The organism is Cupriavidus sp. FW305-46, from assembly GCF_058787075.1.
Window position 1 is genome coordinate 48,222 of sequence record NZ_JBYSZI010000035.1, and the last position, 17,650, is coordinate 65,871.

General features: G+C 64.9%; 14 protein-coding genes. 7 read left to right on the forward strand and 7 right to left on the reverse strand.

Annotated features, from left to right (window positions below; translation table 11 throughout):
* Positions 1–27: 27 nt before the first annotated feature.
* Positions 28–1,305 (reverse strand): Vi polysaccharide biosynthesis UDP-N-acetylglucosamine C-6 dehydrogenase TviB, encoded by a 1,278-nt coding sequence (gene tviB, locus AC3WON_RS18000; RefSeq protein WP_492319361.1) that lies wholly within the window; start codon positions 1,303–1,305, stop codon positions 28–30.
* A gap of 919 nt (positions 1,306–2,224) precedes the next feature.
* On the opposite strand from tviB, the gene AC3WON_RS18005 reads away from it, so the two are divergent.
* From AC3WON_RS18005 to AC3WON_RS18030, 6 genes are all read left to right on the forward strand, one after another.
* Complete coding sequence (locus tag AC3WON_RS18005) at positions 2,225–2,689, forward strand: low molecular weight protein-tyrosine-phosphatase (protein WP_492319362.1); 465 nt, start codon at positions 2,225–2,227, stop codon at positions 2,687–2,689.
* Positions 2,686–2,889, forward strand: a complete 204-nt coding sequence (locus tag AC3WON_RS18010) for a hypothetical protein (protein WP_492352408.1) — start codon at positions 2,686–2,688, stop codon at positions 2,887–2,889. The genes AC3WON_RS18005 and AC3WON_RS18010 overlap by 4 nt, the downstream gene beginning before the upstream one ends.
* A gap of 92 nt (positions 2,890–2,981) precedes the next feature.
* The gene (locus tag AC3WON_RS18015) at positions 2,982–4,193 is read left to right on the forward strand and encodes a polysaccharide biosynthesis/export family protein (RefSeq protein ID WP_492319450.1); all 1,212 of its coding nucleotides are present in this window, start codon (positions 2,982–2,984) and stop codon (positions 4,191–4,193) included.
* Positions 4,194–4,257: 64 nt separating this feature from the next.
* Positions 4,258–4,488, forward strand: a complete 231-nt coding sequence (locus tag AC3WON_RS18020; RefSeq protein WP_492319451.1) for a hypothetical protein — start codon at positions 4,258–4,260, stop codon at positions 4,486–4,488.
* A 73-nt stretch (positions 4,489–4,561) separates the two neighbouring features.
* Positions 4,562–6,784 (forward strand): polysaccharide biosynthesis tyrosine autokinase, encoded by a 2,223-nt coding sequence (locus tag AC3WON_RS18025; RefSeq protein WP_492319364.1) that lies wholly within the window; start codon positions 4,562–4,564, stop codon positions 6,782–6,784.
* Between the two features lie 86 nt (positions 6,785–6,870).
* On the forward strand, positions 6,871–7,539 hold the full coding sequence (locus tag AC3WON_RS18030) for an acetyltransferase (RefSeq protein WP_492319365.1): 669 nt from the start codon (positions 6,871–6,873) through the stop codon (positions 7,537–7,539).
* A 179-nt stretch (positions 7,540–7,718) separates the two neighbouring features.
* Here AC3WON_RS18030 and AC3WON_RS18035 read toward each other — a convergent pair whose 3' ends face one another.
* The gene (locus tag AC3WON_RS18035) at positions 7,719–8,336 is read right to left on the reverse strand and encodes a sugar transferase (RefSeq protein WP_492319366.1); all 618 of its coding nucleotides are present in this window, start codon (positions 8,334–8,336) and stop codon (positions 7,719–7,721) included.
* 451 nt (positions 8,337–8,787) lie between these two features.
* Between AC3WON_RS18035 and AC3WON_RS18040 the strand changes: the two genes are divergently transcribed.
* The gene (locus AC3WON_RS18040; protein WP_492319367.1) at positions 8,788–9,834 is read left to right on the forward strand and encodes a DUF1839 family protein; all 1,047 of its coding nucleotides are present in this window, start codon (positions 8,788–8,790) and stop codon (positions 9,832–9,834) included.
* On the opposite strand, the gene AC3WON_RS18045 is transcribed toward AC3WON_RS18040, so the two are convergent.
* From AC3WON_RS18045 to AC3WON_RS18065, 5 genes are all read right to left on the reverse strand, one after another.
* Positions 9,822–12,386 (reverse strand): beta-mannosidase, encoded by a 2,565-nt coding sequence (locus AC3WON_RS18045; RefSeq protein ID WP_492352409.1) that lies wholly within the window; start codon positions 12,384–12,386, stop codon positions 9,822–9,824. The two genes, AC3WON_RS18040 and AC3WON_RS18045, sit on opposite strands and share 13 nt — an antisense overlap.
* A gap of 176 nt (positions 12,387–12,562) precedes the next feature.
* A complete protein-coding gene (locus tag AC3WON_RS18050) occupies positions 12,563–13,567 on the reverse strand; it encodes an amino acid--[acyl-carrier-protein] ligase (protein WP_492319369.1) in 1,005 nt (334 codons plus the stop codon).
* 10 nt (positions 13,568–13,577) lie between these two features.
* Positions 13,578–14,777 (reverse strand): acyl-CoA dehydrogenase family protein, encoded by a 1,200-nt coding sequence (locus AC3WON_RS18055; RefSeq protein WP_492319370.1) that lies wholly within the window; start codon positions 14,775–14,777, stop codon positions 13,578–13,580.
* Complete coding sequence (locus AC3WON_RS18060; protein WP_010811137.1) at positions 14,774–15,025, reverse strand: acyl carrier protein; 252 nt, start codon at positions 15,023–15,025, stop codon at positions 14,774–14,776. Before AC3WON_RS18060 ends, AC3WON_RS18055 begins: the two co-directional genes overlap by 4 nt.
* Positions 15,026–15,198: 173 nt before the next feature.
* Positions 15,199–17,637: a polysaccharide biosynthesis tyrosine autokinase gene (locus AC3WON_RS18065; RefSeq protein ID WP_492352410.1), complete on the reverse strand. Its 2,439-nt coding sequence runs from the start codon at positions 17,635–17,637 to the stop codon at positions 15,199–15,201.
* Positions 17,638–17,650: the final 13 nt, after the last annotated feature.

The window sequence follows — 17,650 nt, forward strand, 5'->3', positions numbered from 1 at the left end:
CCGGTTCCGGCTGCTTTCCGGGCATTCCTACAGGCGTGCGTCAACTTCGCTCCTCGGCAAGATTCCTTTCACGTCGAACAGCACCGCATGGGGCTTGCCGAAGGCCTTGATTGCTCTCACGCCCATGGTGACGAACTGGTGATGGGGCACGGCCAGCACGATCGCGTCGTACTGATCGCACCGCGGAGGCTCGCGCAGGCACGCCAGGCCATATTCCTCCTCGGCTTCCTCGACGTTGATCCAGGGGTCATAGACGTCGATCTCGGCGTTGTAGCCCCGCAGCGTCGTCACGATGTCCACGGCCTTGGTATTGCGCACGTCCGGACAGTTCTCCTTGAAGGTCAGGCCAAGCACGAGGATGCGGCTGCCGAGCACGGGAATACCCCGACGCAACATGAGCTTCACCACCTCGTCGGCAACGTGGAAGGCCATCTTGTCGTTGATGCGCCTTCCGGCCAGGATCACCTGCGGGTGATAGCCGACCTCCTGCGCCTTATGCGTGAGATAGTAGGGATCGACGCCGATGCAGTGCCCGCCAACCAGGCCCGGGCGGAATGGCAGGAAGTTCCACTTCGTGCCGGCAGCCCTCAGCACTTCGAGCGTGTCGATTCCCAATTTATGGAAGAGCAGGCTGAGTTCGTTCATCAGCGCAATGTTCACGTCCCGCTGGGTGTTCTCGATGACCTTCGCGGCCTCGGCCACACGAATGCTGCTCGCGCGGTGCGTGCCGGCCACAATGATCTTCCGGTAGAGCTCGTCGATGGCCTCGCTGACCTCGGACGTACTGCCGCTGGTAACCTTACGGATATCCGGCAGCCGGTGCTCCCTGTCGCCCGGGTTGATGCGTTCCGGGCTGTATCCGCAGAAGAAGTCCGCGTTGAATTTCAGGCCGCTATGCCGTTCCAGCACCGGCACGCAGATCTCCTCGGTGGCGCCTGGGTAGACGGTCGATTCGTAGATCACTACGGCGCCTGGCGCCATTGCGCGGCCCACTGTCTCGCTCGCCAGGATCAGCGGTGTCAGGTCCGGACGCTTGGCCTTGTCCACCGGCGTGGGTACGGTAACGACAAAGACCTTGCAGTCCCTCAGGGCCGCGGGGTCGCTGCTGTAACTCAGGTGGCGTGCGCTGCGCAGGTCATCCGGGCTGACCTCCAGCGTGGCATCCCGGCCGCTGCGCAGCTCATCGATGCGCGCGGCATTGATGTCGAAGCCCACGACGGGCCGCTGCTTGCCGAACTCCACCGCGAGCGGCAGGCCGACGTAACCCAGGCCTATGATGGCGATTTGTGCATTACTGAGGTCCATGGCCGTGATCTCCTGGGTGAGTGAGCCTGACGGGGCCGGCATGGAAGAGCGGACTTTTGAAGGATTATCCGGGGCGGGCAGCGCTCTGTGCGCGGGGCTTCGTGCCTTGGCGTACAGAAGACCGGATGGATAGCGGGCGCGCCGCGCCTTCAATCGGACCGGGCGAATCGGAAATCTGTGGATACATTGCGCAGCTCGGGCTGTTTCAGTGGATTGGGGAAATACTGGCCCAGGGTTCTTCTTCAGCACCGTTGCCGCCCGCACATTCCCGGGCCGGGCAGCAAGGACAATTGGCCGGCAGCACAACTTGAGACGAAGCTGCCAAACTCGGCCGCAGCCGACCGCTGGGGTCTGGCAACGACGCCGCGCTATGGCTGTCGTTCTAAAGGCTGAATGCGATGCTGCGCGCCCGAGGAAAAGCGCATGGACGGTGCCTCGCCCACTGCGCTCTCATCCTCAGGGATGAGTCCTCCGATCAGACGCCCAAATGCAGCCTGCCCGCTTTCCACCCATGGCGGCGAACCCGACCAGTGTGCGAGAGCGCACCGAGTAATTGCTTGTGCCTCCCTACGATGCAATAGCTGAGACATGCATGGGGCACCATGTCCGCTCGTATCCATAAAGGAGACTGCTATGAGACCGATCCCGGCCGGGAAGGACTCAGGTGGGGTGGGACTAGGATGGCTCTGCCATGCCATCACATCATGCTTCGTCTTGCTTGGCTCTGTATTGGTGCTGGCCGCACGCGCCGCGTCGCCAGGCACGTATTCCGGGTTGAAGACAAAAGTTGCGGCAATCGGACCCGACGCTGTGCCAGACGTGACTGACATGGTACGGTGGGGCCACATGATCAACCTGCCGCTCCCCGTCACCCAGCCCATGTTCAGTACCATCAGTGTTGTCTGACAGGCGCGACAGCATGATCAGGTCCATCCTTGTCATCTGCGTCGGCAACGTTTGCCGCAGCCCGATGGCAGCGTGCCTGCTCCGGCGCGCCTTGCCGGGCTGCGAGATCGCCTCGGCAGGACTCGCGCCTCCGATTGGCGCGAATGCCGATCCGCGTGCGATCAGGCTGCTGGCAGATGAGGGCTGTGATCTCGCCAGCCATCGCGCGCGCGCCGTCGACGCGATCATGGTGGCAGCTGCCGAGCTGGTCCTGGTGATGGACAACGAACAGCGCACGGAACTGGAGTTGCTCTTTCCGCAAGCCCGGGGAAAGACATACCGCCTTTGCGAATTTGTGCCTGCGGATGTGCCGGATCCGTACGGCGGCTCCCTCAGTATGTTCAACATCGTACTGGGGCTGATCAAGCAAGGCATCGAGACGTGGTCGGCACAGATTGAGGCTGCAACATCCGCACACACCGATGGAGACGCATCATGAAGACAGCCGGTACACGCGAAGCCGTGTCCAACGGTCAGGGTGCCTATGCCAAGCCGATTGGCCTGACCGCCTATCTTGATGCTGCGGCAGCTTTGCATCCCCCGTGCCCCGGCATCTGGAAGGTCACCGGAGACTTCGGCCTGCGTAATAGCCAAAAAAGCCGCAGCGCGCGCAGGCATGATGTGCTTGCGACCATCTAGCAGCGGGCTTCGCAGACGTCGCATTCAGTGTGCGACAACGCACCGAATCGGGGAGCAGCCCCTCCTACGATGCAATCGTCGGGGGGCATGGCATATACGGTGCGATGTCCACTGCTATCAGCAAGGAGATCGCCGTGAGACCAGTCAATTGGCGCATTCATTCCCGGACCTTCGCTACCGATCGCCATAATGTCCTTTCCAGTCTGGCGATAGTTATTGCTACAGGTCTGCTCGCGGCTTGCGCCGCGTCGCCGGGCATGTACTTCGACAACAAGGCGGTAGTGAGTGCAATCGGGCCCGATGTCGTACCCAAGGTGACACCGATCACCCTCGATCTGGTGAAAGCTCAACGCAGTAAGGCTCGTACGGACAACGAGCGGGTCGAGGAACTGTTCGCGACTCCGCAGCCTTATCGGATCGGCCCTGGCGACATCATCTCGGTCGTGGTGTGGGACCATCCGGAACTGGTCTTTCCCACCCAGACCTACAGCATCGGAGCCGCCTTTGAGCCCCCCACGTCGACCGGTGGCTCCAACGTGCCTGGCTATGTGGTCAGCGCGCAGGGCGATATTCAGTTCCCCTACGCCGGCGTCATGAAGGTGGCCGGCAGAACGGCAAACGATGTTCGCAACCAGATGGCGCGCGTGCTGTCGCGAGTGGTCAGGGATCCGCAGATGACGGTTCGCGTGCTCGGCTTCCGCAGCCAGCGCGTCTATGTCGACGGCGAGGTCAAGACGCCTGGCATGCAGGCCATCGACGATGCGCCGATGACGCTGGTGGAAGCGCTCAACCGCGCCGGCGGTGTGCTGAACCTGACCGGTGACAACAGCCGCATTCGTGTTACCCGCGGCGAGCGCAGTTGGTATGTCAACATCCCCGCGCTGTTGGCCAAGGGTGTCGATCCGGCCCGCATCATGCTGCGCTCCGGCGATATTGTCCGCGTGGAACAGCGCGAGGACAACAAGATCTTCGTCACCGGCGAAGTGGTGCGCCCGGCCTCCCTGCTGATGCGCAATGGGCGGATGACACTGAACGAGGCGCTTGGCGATGCCGGTGGGGTCAATCCGAGTTCGGCCAATGCGGAGCAGATCTACGTGATCCGCAAGGCGGCCGATGGCGAACCCAATATATTCCACCTGGACGGCAATTCGCCAGCAGCGCTGGCCATCGCCGAGGGTTTCGAGTTGGAACCGAAGGACGTGGTGTATGTGGACGCACGCCAGGTCGTCCGCTGGAGTCGCGTGATCAACCAGCTGATACCGAGTACGCAGCCGGTGTTCAGTGCCACAAGCGCACTGCGATAACGGGACGCGAGAGATGGTTCGCTCAATCCTGGTCATTTGCGTCGGCAACGTCTGCCGCAGCCCGATGGCGGCTTGCCTGCTGAGCCGTGTCCTGCCCGCATGCGATGTGGTTTCTGCCGGGCTCGCCCCGCCAGTTGGTGCACCCGCCGACCCGAGCGCTGTCAGGTTGCGTGCGAGCGAGGGATACGATCTCGCCGGTCATCGCGCCTGCGCTGCCGATGAAGCGCTCGTGGCGGTGGCAGGCCATATCCATACGGATGTTCGCCGGGCATGTTCGTTATCGTGCTGGAACTGATCAAGCAGGGCATCGCATCATGGTCTATGCGGCTGGAGGAAGTCGTACCGGCCGATGGTCAAGGAGAGGCATCATGAAAACGGTCAGTACGCGGGACAATGTCCCCGCTGGTGCGGACGATTGCGGCACAGCAGTGGATCTGACCGCCTATCTCGATTTGCTGGTTCGCTATCGCCGGACCTTCCTGTCCGTAGCCGGGCTGGTCATCGGCGTAGGCCTTGTCTATGCCCTTGTTGCCAAGCCGATCTACCGCGCCGACATGACGGTGCAGGTGGAGGAATTGAGCGGCAATGCCTCCAACAGGCTCGCGGCCGGCGTCTCGCCGGTGTTTGACGTCAAGCCCGCCGCTTCTGCCGAGATCGAACTCCTGCGTTCACGAATGGTGGTCGGCAAGGCGGTCGACAACCTGCGCCTGTATATCGAGGCCGCGCCGCGCTATTTCCCCCTGATTGGTCCGGCCATCTCCAATTTCAACCCGGAGCTGTCGCGCCCGGGGCTGTTTGGATGGGGCGGCTTTGCCTGGGGACATGAGTCGATCACCGTGCCCCAGCTCGACGTGCCTGCGCCGATGGAGGAGCGCAAGATCATGCTGACAGCGCTGGGTGACAACCAGTATCGGGTGCGGTTCGCCAGCGACAATGCCGAGGCTACGGGCACAGTTGGAACGCCGTTGGCAATCACCACCGCCACCGGCACGGTCACCATGCTGGTCAGCCAGCTCGATGGGCGCCCCGGCAGCCAGTTCGTGCTCCGTCGACTGCCTCGCAGCGCGGCCATCACGCGGCTGCAGGAGCGGCTGATGATCGGCGAGCGTGGCAAGCAAAGCGGCGTGCTTGGCGTGTCGCTGGAAGGCATCTCGGCGAGCATGACGGCAGCGGTCCTCAACGAGATCGGCAACGCCTATGTCGACCAGAACATCCGCCGCAAAGCTGCGGAAGCGGAAAAGTCGCTGGCCTTTCTCGAGCAACAGCTACCGGTGCTCAGGCAGCAGGTCGACGCGGCCGAGACCCGTTACAACGCGATGCGCAATCAGCGCGGCACGATCGATCTCAGCGAAGAGTCCAAGCTGATCCTGGGACAATCGGTGCAAATCCAGACCAGGCTGCAGGAATTGCAGCAGAGGCGGCAGGAACTGGCTGCGCGCTTTACTGCAAACCACCCGGCCATTGCACTGATCGATAATCAGATTGCCGGCCTGAACGCTCAGTTGAATGGCGTATCCGGGCGCATCCAGAAGCTGCCGGATGTAGAGCAGAACGTGCTGCGCCTGATGCGCGACGTCAAGGTCAGCACCGAGTCGCTCCAGTCGCTGCTAAACGATGCCCAACAGCTCAGGCTAATCAAGGCGAGCAAGGTGGGCACCGCGCGGATGGTCGACCCGGCAGATGTACCGCTCAAGCCAGTGCGCCCTAACCGGGTGATGATTGCCGGAATGTCATTGGCCATGGGCTTGTTTGCCGGCCTTCTGGTGATCTTTGTGCGCCACGCTCTCGATGGCGGCATCGCCGATGCGGATGAAATCGAGCGGCAGACAGGCATGACCGTCTACTCGACCATCCCCTTCAGCAGGCAGCAGTCGCTGCTACCATCCGGAGGCGGGCTACTGGCGCTCCAAAAGCCGGACGACCCCGCCATGGAGAGTCTGCGCAGCTTCCGCACCGCGTTGCGGTTCGCCCTTGCAGGCAACAACAGCCGGACGGTGGTGATCAGCGGCCCCGCGCCAGGCGTCGGCAAGTCCTTCATCTGCGCCAACTTCGCCGCGATTGCCGCAGCCGGGCACCGTGTGGTGCTCATCGATGCCGACCTGCGCCGCGGCGGCTTGCATGGCCTCTTCGAGGCCAAGCGGGGTCCCGGCCTGACTGAGCTGCTGATGGGTGCGCCGCTGGAGCACGTCATACAGCGGCAGGTGGCGCCCGGCCTGGATTTCATCTCGACCGGCACCAAGCCTCCGCACACGGCGGATCTGCTGCTGAGCCCGGGCATGGATTCTCTGCTGGCGCAACTCAAATCGCGCTATGACCTCGTGCTGATCGATACGCCGCCAGTGCTCGCGGCCGCTGACGCCGGCATCCTGGCCGGCAAGGCAGGCGCCGTATTCCTCGTGGCGCGCGCCGAGAAGACCACCGCCGGCGAGCTGGTCGCGGCGCAGCGAACCATCCGCCAGGCTGGCGCAGAGGTCAAGGGCGTGCTGTTCAACGGGCTCGTGATCGAGGGACGCTGGTATCGGGCCCACAATTACTTCGGCAAGTATCGCTATCTCGCCGAGTACGGCAATGCACCGACCAAGCAGGCTTAGATAAACGGTGGCGGCCGGTACGGGCGCCACCGTTGCCTTTCAGCCACCGTCGGCCTCAGTTTCGTTTCTTCGGCGTTCAACCAGCCATGCCACTTCTTAATGCGCCTGCCGTCTCTTCCGTAGTGATCGCCGGCGCCGGCGGCCTTGGGATAGAGCTCTATGATTATCTGTACGAAGAGGCATTGCGCGGCGGGCCAACCGTGGCTGGCTTCCTTGACGACACGCCAGGCAAGGTTCCCGATGGGGTCGATGCGCCCAATCTGGGGTCAGTTCGCCAGTTCCGCCCCGCACCGGGACAGGCAGTGCTGGTCGCGATCGGCTCCCCGCAAGCGCGTCAGGAGGTACTGTCGTGGCTCTTGCAGAACGGGATCACGGTCCCGCTGTACGTGCATGACAAAGCCCTGATCTCGCCTTCCTCCCGTTTGGGCATCGGGGCCCTGATCTTTCCTTTCACCGTCGTCAGCCGGGGCGCGGTGGTGGAAGACGGCGTGGTTGCCAATGTCTTCTCGGGGATTGGCCACGGTGCTTGCGTGGGCGCGTGCTCGGTGCTTTCGCCGCACGCCGTGCTCAATGGCAACACCGCGGTCGGACCGGGGTGCTTCCTCGGCACACGTGCGACGCTCTACCCCGGCATAAGAATCGGTGCGGAATGCGTGGTGGACTCACACACCGGCGTTTCGGCCAACGCCAAAGACCGGCAGTTCATCACTACCGGGACTCACCAGATTACCTCACGCCGCATTCGCGACCAGTGATATAAGATTACCGGGACTTGACGCAGGGACGCTCGGAAGAGTCCCGGTAAGCTCCGGTAAGCTGCGGTAGGCCAGCAGGCAAGCAGCATTTGCACCAGGGCTTATGCACCGTCGGCCCTGCTCATGGAATCGCCGATCTCTCTTGCGCCTCCAGGCATGTCGCCCCCGTTACCGCGATGTCAGGCGACATCGACATCCGGCATGCTGCGCTTGCTGCCCCGGAACCGGGGGGCGGAGAATTCTCCCGCGGCGCTGATACCGTCGCGTGCCAGCACTTTGATGACCGTCTTCCACAGGATCACCACGTCCAGCCACACCGATACGTGGTCGACGTACCATACGTCCAGCCTGAATTTCTCCTCCCAGCTGATGGCGTTGCGTCCGCTGATCTGCGCCAGCCCCGTGATGCCAGGACGAACGTCATGCCGGCGCGCCTGCTCGGCCGAGTAGAGCGGCAGGTATTCCACCAACAGCGGACGCGGGCCCACCAGGCTCATGTCGCCCTTGAGGACGTTCCAGAGCTCCGGCAGCTCGTCAAGGCTCGTGGCGCGCAGGAATGCGCCGAATTTCGTCAGCCGTTCGGGATCAGACAGCAGCTCGCCATCCTCGCCGCGGGCGTCAGTCATGGTGCGGAACTTGAGGAGCTCGAATGGCTCGCCGTGAAGCCCTGGCCGCACTTGCCGGAAGAAGACCGGCTTGCCCAGCTTCAGCCGGATCGCGCAAGCCAGGAGCAGCAGCGGAACGGCAAGCACCAGGAGACCCAGCGAGGCCAGGCAGACGTCAAAGATGCGCTTCATGATGGTTCATCCTGCCGTTGAAATCCGGCCTCAGGCGATGGAGGTGGGCACCGCGTCGCCGCATGGAGGAATGCCCGGGGAAGGTGTGAACATTGCAGGCAGAGGCCGCATCCCGCGCCTGCGCCTGCGCCTGCGCCTTGGCCTGGTTTTCGGCCACGCACGCGAGCGCTGACTGCACGCCTCCACTGGCTCAATATAGTCAAGGTGACAAGCATGCGTTGCGCGGCTATGTGATGGCGGGCACGGAACGCAAATTGCCGGTGCAAGTGGCCTGTGCTACAGGCCCCGGTCACGTTGCACTGGCGCCTCGCCACCATACACTGGCGTACGGGGCAAGCCTCCGATTCTGTTGGGGAGCGCACCGAGAGATGGGAGCCCTCCCGCTAGAGTGAACGTCGACGCGCAGGCAAGCAGGCAATGCCTTGGGGCGAGACAGGTCCGGAGAACCGAAATGAAAGCAACCACAGCATGCGGCGAGGGTGGCGGCGGAGTCGACGCTAGCCCCGCGGCGATCGCGCATCGCCACCTGCTGCATGGCGCCGATGCCATCTGGCAGGAAACCAATTGCTATATCGACCTCTGGGTGGAACTGCTGCATGGCTGGGGGCTCGATCCGCGCGCGGGACTTCCGTTCACGGTTGCCCAGGACTTTGAAGGGGATCACTTCACCTTCTTCAAGTACCCGCAGATGGATCTGGAGACGCTGTACGGAACCGTCGTGCAGGAAATGGCGGTCTACGACACGCTCCAGGCGCACGTCCTGGCCCAGGTCGAACGCGGTCACACCGTACTGCTTGAGGTCGACAGCTATTACCTGCCCGACACGCACGCCACCGCGTACCGGCGCGAGCACGTCAAGACCACCGTGGCCATCGACCGTATCGACAGCCAGGCCCAGCGCCTCTGGTACTACCACAGTCTCGGCTATCACAGCGCGCAGGATGAAGACTATCGCGGCCTGCTGCGGCTTTTGCCTGAACTCAGCGGCAATGGCAATATCCTGTTCCCTTATGCCGAATGCGCGAAGCGCGTGCGGCCATCGCTCGAGTCGTCCGCGCTGGTCGACGCCTCGGTCGCGTTGATGGACTACCACCTGGCCCGGCGCCCTGCGGCCAACCCGGTGGGACGCTGGCGACAAGTTTTCGGCAAGCATATGGACGCGCTGCTGGCACGTGATGAGGCTTACTTCCACTTGTACACCTTCAATTTCCCGCGTCAGCTCGGCGCCAATTTCGAGATGCTGCACCACTGGCTGTGCTGGCTGCGCGAGCAGGGACGCGAGGTGCCAATGGCCGCTATCAACGCCGCACGGACCATCGCGACAGAAAGCAAGGTATTGCAGTTCCGCCTGGCGCGTGCGGTGGCACGCCGCCGCGCCGATCCCTGCACGGACTGCCTCGACACACTGGAAACCTGCCATGACAGGACCATGGAAGGACTGATCGCTGCCTTCGGTGGCGTCGACAATGATCCGATCGGCCAAAGTCAACCATCATAGCCAAGCGAATGTTCCACGTTGACAGCGTAAATCTCGCCGGAAGGCGGCGGAACAGCATGCGCCCCCACCTTGCCCTCATGCACGAGGCGGACACGCCGGCTGCTGCCCGGCGCAAGGTGGAACCAGTTCTCGGCGGCATGGTAGGCATGATCCTCGATGTGCACCCAGCGAGCGAAGCGCTGGGTTGACACGGTCAGCCACCACTCACCTGCCGCTTGCTCAAGCTGTGCCCGCAAGCCTGGCGCCTTGAGCGCCGCGGCACGGCGGTCGGGCAAATAGACGGCCTGACTCAGTGGCTCGCCACTGTCGGCAGCAAGCAATGTCGCCACCACGACATCATGCGTCAGCGGGCCGAAGCGGTAGGCATAAGTCAGGTCGACGAAGCGGTCAAGCAACGCAGCAGCCTCCACGCGCTGCGCACTGCGGGCCGGCAGGCACAGGCTGTGCCGAGCCTGCGCCACGACCGCCTCGCCATCGCGCAGGCAATCCAGCTCCAGCCGCAATGCACGTGGCTGCGGCGTTTCGTTGAGCATGTGCAAGTGCAGTCCGTTGAGGCCTTCATCGGTAATCAGTACCTGCAGCGGCTGCCAGACTTGCCTCAAGGCATGCCAGGCCGATTTGGGACGGCCACACGCGTCGACGATACCCCAGCCGGCGCCAGGCATCAGATCCTGCAATTGCCAGACCAGACCACCCGAGCAACTCGACCCGACACGCCGCCATTCGCTGAAGACTTCGGTCATGACGTCCGCGACCACGGCGCGCGACAGCATCAGGTAGCGCCGGGGCTGTTCGTACCGCAGGCGCGGCGGATCCACGTCATACAGCACGCGCAAGTAGTGCTCGCGCACATCCTCGAAGTCCCACGGAGCGCCGGCATCGCGCGGCACCGTGGCCTTCCAGCGCGGCGCGTGCAGCGGCGCAGACAAGCCGTGCTCCGTCAACGTGCGGTCACCGGGAACATTGGCAAAAGCCAGGCATTCGGAAGCGAAGCGCACTTGCGCCAGGCGTGCGTCGGCCAACGGTCGCTGGTAGGCCCCGACGCCGTAGTAGTGGCTGATGCCCGTGTCAGGCTGGAACGGCCAGCTGCCGCCGGTCGGCGAATTGCTGACATACACCACGTCCGGCCGATGGGCGGCAACCAGGCCCGGAATCAGTTCATCGAACAGCGGTTGCTTCCAGTTGCTGCGCGACGCGCCCAGCATCGCGGCCTGCTGCTCTGCCTCGCTACCGCCACACAGCACCGCGAGACTCGGATGCGCCCGGGTTGATGTCAGCCACTCGCTGACTTCGCGCGTGATGTCATCGGTAAGGCCAATGCCAGGCCCGATGCCGCCATAGTCAAAATTGGCGAACATGAAATCGTGCCAGACCAGCAAGCCAAGTTCGTCACAGATCCGGTAAAACGCTTCGCCCGGATAGCAGGTGACGCCGCTGATTCGCACCATGTTCATGCCGCCCTGGCGCGCCAGCGTCAACCAACGCCTGGATGCTTCATCGGTGTCTGCCAGGCCGGGCAGGTCATGGCTTGAGATGCAGGCCCCGCGGCAAAACACCCGCTCGCCGTTGATGCACAGTGCGAAGTGCCCGGACTCGCCAGCACGATCCGACGATACCGTGCGAAAGCCCACCCGGCCGCAGTCGATGGCGCGCCCCTCGATGTTCGCATCGACGCCGTAGAGGCAAGGTTCGCCATGCGTATGCGGCCACCACAGCCTGGGGCGTTCCACGCGCACCGTGCCCACCAGGGTGTGATCGTCAACGCGCGACAGCGAGCCGGGATAGCCGCAACCCTCCGCGTCCCTGGCTTCGATCGATCCCGAAGCCGGCGCGGAGGCCGGAAAATGCAGGCGCAGCGTGATGACACCGAGATCGCCCTGCACCTGTCCCCACAGGTCAGAGCGCACCCCATGCAGGATGTCGTCGCTGGCCGGGTCGAGCAATTCCACCGAGCGCCAGGGACCCACCGCATGCACCGGCGGGCACCACCCCGGCATGTGGCCAAGCAGCGTCGTGCGGACGGTGCGCAGCGTCGGCGGCACGATCATTCGCGGCTTCCAGCGCACGGGGCCGCGCTGCTTGCGCAACCATGGATAGAGCGCGCGAAAGCAAAGGTACAGCAGGTTGTCGCCATCCAGGTCGGCCTCGACCTCATGCGCGACGAACATATGCTGCGCGCTCAGCACGAGCTTTCCGTTAAGCCAGGCTTCGGCCACCGTGGCGAGCCCGTTAAAGCGCAGCACGCGGCGGCCACGGCCGGCAAAGCTGACGCGATACCAATAATCATGCAGGTGCAGTGGCGGTGGCGCCGAGTCGTCCCAGCGCCCGGCAGCGCGCAGGGCGCTGGCCACCGTGCCGGGCACGGGTGCTGGCAACCAGGCTGCGGCGGGATCCAGTGCGGCGGGGCTATCGGCGGCGCCGGCGGGCGTTTGCACCCAGGCCCACTCGCCGCCGAACGCGGCACTGCCGATGGCGACGCCGGGACGGCTGCCGGGCGATGCCTGCCGAGCGGACGCCGAAGTGCCCGTGTCCGCGTTAGTTTGCGCCTTCATGGACTGCCTTCCCTGAGAAAACCTGACAGGACCGGAACGCCAGCATGGCGGAGCACGCGTGACAGCACGGGACGGCCGCGCCGGGCGAGGCCCCGGCCGCATCCGCCGTCACGGCACCTCATTGGCCGAACGGATGCGGCACGTAAAGTCGTCCAGTCGCGCCGTGCTGGCACGTACTAGATGCCTCCGAGCACATCACGCACCCGCTGGGGCCAGTTCGCCAGCTTGAAGCCGTGATGACGCAGCAGTGCCAGCGTCAGGCGCTCGATGCCAAAGCCCACGCAGCCGGTGTGCGCCGGCGCGCCGTCCGCGGTACGCAACGGCCACGCGTGCGCGAAATGGTCCATGTGGTAGTTGAAACTCATGCAAGCCGTGGGTGGCGCGCCATCATTGATCGGCACCAGCAACTCGAACTTCAGCTTGAGCTCGCGCTGGCTGTCGGCCACGATCTTGCCGCCACGGCCAAAGAACGGATCGTTCGCCACGTCAACCTCGTGCGGCAAGCCAAGCAGGCTGGCCAGTTGCGTACCACGTTCCATCCATCGTTGACGGAATTCCACGATCTGCCCGGCCGTGCCGAGCCGGACATATTCGCGCTGGCGGAACATCTGCATGCGTGCAGGGTCGATCGAAGGCTCATGGCGGAAGCAATACGTCAACACGTCAACCACCAGCCCCTCCCGAGGCATCAGACCGCGGCTGGCCAGCACCGGGTAGACGGGATAGCACGCCGCAGGGGCCAGCACCACATCGGTGGGCTGCTGCTGATCGGCCCATTCCTCACCGTGCTCCAGGCGCGCCAGCAGACGGTGATGCTCGCGATCGCCACCACAGAAGCAATGCACCGTCCCAGCCAGCTGGGGAAAGCTCTTGAGATATTCACTCGCTTCAAAGTCCTTGCGCGGCATGGCAGGAGGAAATCGCATCACCTCCGCGTCCTGGTCGGCGCCCAGTTTGCTGATCGCGTAGTTCAAGCCGTCGGCAATACTCTCGAACAGTCCGCTACGACCATAAATGCCGTCGACCGTGGTGGGGAAGAGCACCCGGGCGTCAATCAGCGCCTGCCGGTAAGCCCGGCGGCCCGTGTCAGGATCCTGCGCCGGCGTGGCCACGGCATGATGGTCACCCGGGGCAACGGATGAGTCGTCGCTTGGCACGTAAGCGTTGCTGGTATCGTCCATGGACGGCTCCTCAGGCAGACCGGTCCGCCAGTAGCAGATTGGCGGTATTGGTCAGAATGCGATCGTTGTTGATCATCAAGGGGGCGGACCACAGATCCCGCAGGTGGCGTCCCAGGCTGAACGGCGTGCCATGCTTGTAGCCCGCCATGCCGCAGACCAGCATCGCGATTTGCACCGCTTCGAGCGCCAGCGACGACACGCTGGTCTTGAGCCCGTTCATTTCCGCCGCCAGGTTGAAAATTGCCGACACACTCTGGCTTGCATGACGCTGGCGTTGGTGAGCCAACGCCAGTTCCAGCCTCCCCTCCAGCATCTGGATAATGGCAACCGCTTCGGCCACGCGCGTAGCCGAGGGCGGAAGCGTGCCAGGCCGGGCGCGCGCCTGGCCCTGGAACAGCACCTTGGCGCGCTGAACCGCATCCGCGGCGATGCCGGTCCACAGGGCAGACCACAAGATGTGCGACACGGGGGTCATGGTGACGTCGGCAATCTCGCCGAACGACACGGGCAGGATCTGATCGGTATGCCCGCGGGCTTCCAGCCGGAATCCATTGCTGCAGGTGCCGCGCATGCCCAGGGTATCCCAGGTGGAGAGACTTTCCAGTACGTAGTCTGGCTTGAGCACGCTTACCATGACCTGGTCCGATGGCGAGGCATCGGGATGGCGGCGTGCCGTGACGAGGATCCCGTCGGCGTGGGCGCCATAGGAAATGGTCGGAGCCATCTTGAGCAAGTGCAGGTTGCCGCCATCGGCGTTAACCGCGCAGCCGCTGCTGCGCAGGGCACCGCCAATCGCCTCTTCGGACGTGGCCGAAGCCAGCAGCAATTGGTCGCTGGCCAGGCGCTGCAATAGCTGTGCGTGCCACGAGCTGGTGCTCGCATGATTGACCAGGCATGCCACCTGTATCTGGTGCATGGCGTAGATCATTCCCGTCGAGGCACAGGCACCGCCCAGCACGCGGCAGACCGCTGCGATCGTTTCCAGCGACGCGCCATCACCGCCACAGGCTGGCGGCACCATGGCGCCCAGCAACCGCTGCTCACGCAAGACTGCAAACGCCTGGTGCGGAAAACACGCATCGGCGTCGACCTGGTCTGCATGCCTGGCTGCTTCTGCCGCAGCCAGGCGCGCTCCGGCCAGCAAGTGTGCGGCGTCAGCAGTCTCTGCGCGCGGAAAGGCCTGCTCGACGCTGGCGAGGACCGGGCTCATGCCGCCTCCTGCTCTTGTTTGATCTGCTCGGTCGCCGCAGCCAGTGTGCTGATGCTGCGGAACAGCTGGCGGGTCAGCATGCGGTCAGGTATCTCGATGCCGAAGGTATTCTCGATCGCGAGCATGACTTGCACCGTTGCCAGTGATGACAGTCCCGCTTCGTATAGATCGGCCTGGTCGTCCAGCGATTCAACTGGTACGTCAAGTCGGGCCACTTCTAAAAGTATGGTGCGTATCGCTGCTCGCATGCCGGGCTCCAGGTTGAGGTACAACGCCTTGGTGACCTATTGGGCCTGAACGTCGCACGCGCATCAGTGCGTTTTCACACCAATGCGCGTGCTCAGAACGTCCGCCAAACGCTCGCAGAAACGGGTACGCCCACACAAATGGCGGTGCGGTTTCTGGCGTGCTTTGGCGTGCGTCAGTCTTTCCCTACCCGATCGGCTTGACCGGCCAATGCGGGAGGCTTCGCTACCGCTCGGGGCAACGGCATCCCCAGATAAGGATTGATGGTATTGAAGTCCGCCCGGTTGCTGCGCCGGGGCATGACACCGTTGAGGATGCCACCGGCCAGCCTGGCATTGGCGTGCGCCAGGCGCTTGAGGGCTTCATCAACCTGCGCCGTCGCCGTGACATCGGCGCGCACCACCACCAGCGTGGAACCGGCCAGGTTGGCCACCAGCGTGGCATCGGCCACCGCCAGCACTGGCGGCGTGTCCACCAGCACCAGGTCGAAGCGGCCCGCGCACAGCCGCAGGGATTCCGCCAGCGCGGGCAGCATCAGCAGCTCGGACGGATTGGCCGGCACCGCGCCGCGACTAAGCAGGAACAGGCCGTTGACCACGCTCGGCTTGACCGCGTCTGCGATTGCGCTGCGGCCAGCAAGCACTTCTGCCAGCCCGGGCTCGGCAGGCAGGTCGAACCAGTCCGCCACGCGGCCGCGGCGCAGGTCTGCGTCGACCAGCAGCACGCGCTGGCCGGCTTCGGCGAACAGCACCGCCAGGTTGACCGCGGCGAAGGTCTTGCCGGCGGCGGCGGCGGGGCTGGTCACCGCGACCACGCAGTTGGGCGCATCGCGCAACGCGAAATGCAGCGCCGCCCGCAGCGTGCGCAGGCCTTCCACGGCGAGCGAATGCGGGGCGCGCCGCGCCAGCAGGAACTGGTCGTGCAGGCCCTGGCGCATCAGCCGTTCGGCGCGCGCGCGTTCGTCCTCGGGCGCGGCGGCCGCGGCGGCGTCGACCACGCTGGTGACAGACTCCGGCCAGCCGAGGCGCACATTGGGCGGCAGCACAAAGCCGGAGGCGATGCCCAGGCGGCGCTTGGCTTCGACCAGCCGTTCCAGCGCGGTCTGCTCGTTGCTGAAGGCGATATCGCCCAGCATGGCCATGCCCAGGCGCTGTTCCGCATCGGCGGCGCTGGCTACCGACGGGCGCATGCGCTGGCGCAGGTTGACCGCGGCCACGCCCAGGCACAGGCCGAGCAAGGCGCCGGCGGAGGCGAACGGCCACGTGCCGAGACCGACCGGTGTGACCGGCGCGATCGCGGCATCGACCACGCGCATCTGGGTAGAGCTGTCGGACAGCATCAGCGACAGCTGCTCGACCTTGCTGCGCAAGGACATGTACATGTCCTCGGCCACCTTGACGTCACGCGTGAGCGCCACCGATTCGCGCTCGGAGGCCGACAGGGTCTGCATGCGCGCGTCGATCTCCGCGCGCTCGCGAGTCATCTGCTGGATCTGGCTGTCGACGGTGCGGACCTCGTTGGCCTCGGGCGTGAAGCGCTGGAGCAGCCGCGTGCGCTCAAGCCTGAGCGCTGCGATCTGGCGTTGGTACTCCATGCTGTTGCTCAGGAACGACTGCGCGTCGCGGCTGGGCTGCAGCGAACCCGTGCGCGCACGGTAGCGCGTGAGCGCCTCTTCGGCGCGCGTGAGTTCGCTCTGCACGCGCGGCAGCTCGCCTGACAGGAACGCGAGCGTGCCGGCCGCGTCCTGGCGCCGCTTGTCGGTCTGGCCGTCGATATAGGCGCGCGTGACCCCGTTGACGAGTTGGGCGGCAAGCTGGCGGTCCGGGTATTGCCAGCTCACGCGCACGGTGCCGCCCGGCGCGGACAGCGGGTCGGCCGCGCCGCCCAGGCTCGCCGGGGTTTCGCTGCGTTCGCTTTCCACCGTGAGTCCGCGGCGCACGGACTCGGCGGTGCGGGCCAGGTCGTGCCGCGTGAGCTGGAAGCGCGTACCGGGCGCGGCCTCGATCTTGTCCACGCGCAGCACAATGCCGTTGGCCATCGCGGTCTCGCCGGCCCGCCCTTCAAGCAGCAAGGTGTCCTGCTGCATCAGGCGGTAGCGGCCGTCGCTGCGCACCTCGAAGGTGAGTGGCTGGTCTACCAGCGCCTCGGGCACGGTCATGCTGGCGATTACCAGGCGCTCGCCGCCCCAGGCATAGCCCAGGCTGGCAGGCCAGGTGCCGCGCGGCTGGCCGGGTGTGGAAAAGCGCTGGACCAGCGCGCCCAGCAGCGGCGCACGCAGTGGCTGCGCGGTGATATCGAGCCGCAGCCGCTCCACCACCGGAGCGACCACGGCGCGGCTCTTGAGCAGGCCCGCGTCGAAGGCCGCCGGGCCCTGCATCTGGGCGACGCTGCGCATGCCGCCATCGCGCCCCTCTACCTGCACCAGCGCCTGCGCGCGATACTGCGGCGGCGCCGACAGCGCCACCAGCAAGCCGGCGGCCGCACCGGCCACGCCAGCCGCGGCGATCCAGCCGAGGTGGTCCATCAGCGCACGCGCCTGCGTGGTGCCCGGCTGGGCATCACGGCGCGGGGTGGCGCTCTCAGCCGGTCCACCGGCATATGACAGTCTGCTCACGAGTACGGCTCCT

Excerpts from the sequence above, each read along its gene's own strand:
- tviB (WP_492319361.1), bottom strand. The coding sequence starts at position 1,305 with ATGGACCTCAGTAATGCACAAATCGCCATCATAGGCCTGGGTTACGTC.
- AC3WON_RS18005 (WP_492319362.1), top strand. The coding sequence starts at position 2,225 with ATGATCAGGTCCATCCTTGTCATCTGCGTCGGCAACGTTTGCCGCAGC.
- AC3WON_RS18010 (WP_492352408.1), top strand. The coding sequence starts at position 2,686 with ATGAAGACAGCCGGTACACGCGAAGCCGTGTCCAACGGTCAGGGTGCC.
- AC3WON_RS18020 (WP_492319451.1), top strand. The coding sequence starts at position 4,258 with ATGGCGGCTTGCCTGCTGAGCCGTGTCCTGCCCGCATGCGATGTGGTT.
- AC3WON_RS18025 (WP_492319364.1), top strand. The coding sequence starts at position 4,562 with ATGAAAACGGTCAGTACGCGGGACAATGTCCCCGCTGGTGCGGACGAT.
- AC3WON_RS18030 (WP_492319365.1), top strand. The coding sequence starts at position 6,871 with ATGCCACTTCTTAATGCGCCTGCCGTCTCTTCCGTAGTGATCGCCGGC.
- AC3WON_RS18035 (WP_492319366.1), bottom strand. The coding sequence starts at position 8,336 with ATGAAGCGCATCTTTGACGTCTGCCTGGCCTCGCTGGGTCTCCTGGTG.
- AC3WON_RS18040 (WP_492319367.1), top strand. The coding sequence starts at position 8,788 with ATGAAAGCAACCACAGCATGCGGCGAGGGTGGCGGCGGAGTCGACGCT.
- AC3WON_RS18045 (WP_492352409.1), bottom strand. The coding sequence starts at position 12,386 with ATGAAGGCGCAAACTAACGCGGACACGGGCACTTCGGCGTCCGCTCGG.
- AC3WON_RS18050 (WP_492319369.1), bottom strand. The coding sequence starts at position 13,567 with ATGGACGATACCAGCAACGCTTACGTGCCAAGCGACGACTCATCCGTT.
- AC3WON_RS18055 (WP_492319370.1), bottom strand. The coding sequence starts at position 14,777 with ATGAGCCCGGTCCTCGCCAGCGTCGAGCAGGCCTTTCCGCGCGCAGAG.
- AC3WON_RS18060 (WP_010811137.1), bottom strand. The coding sequence starts at position 15,025 with ATGCGAGCAGCGATACGCACCATACTTTTAGAAGTGGCCCGACTTGAC.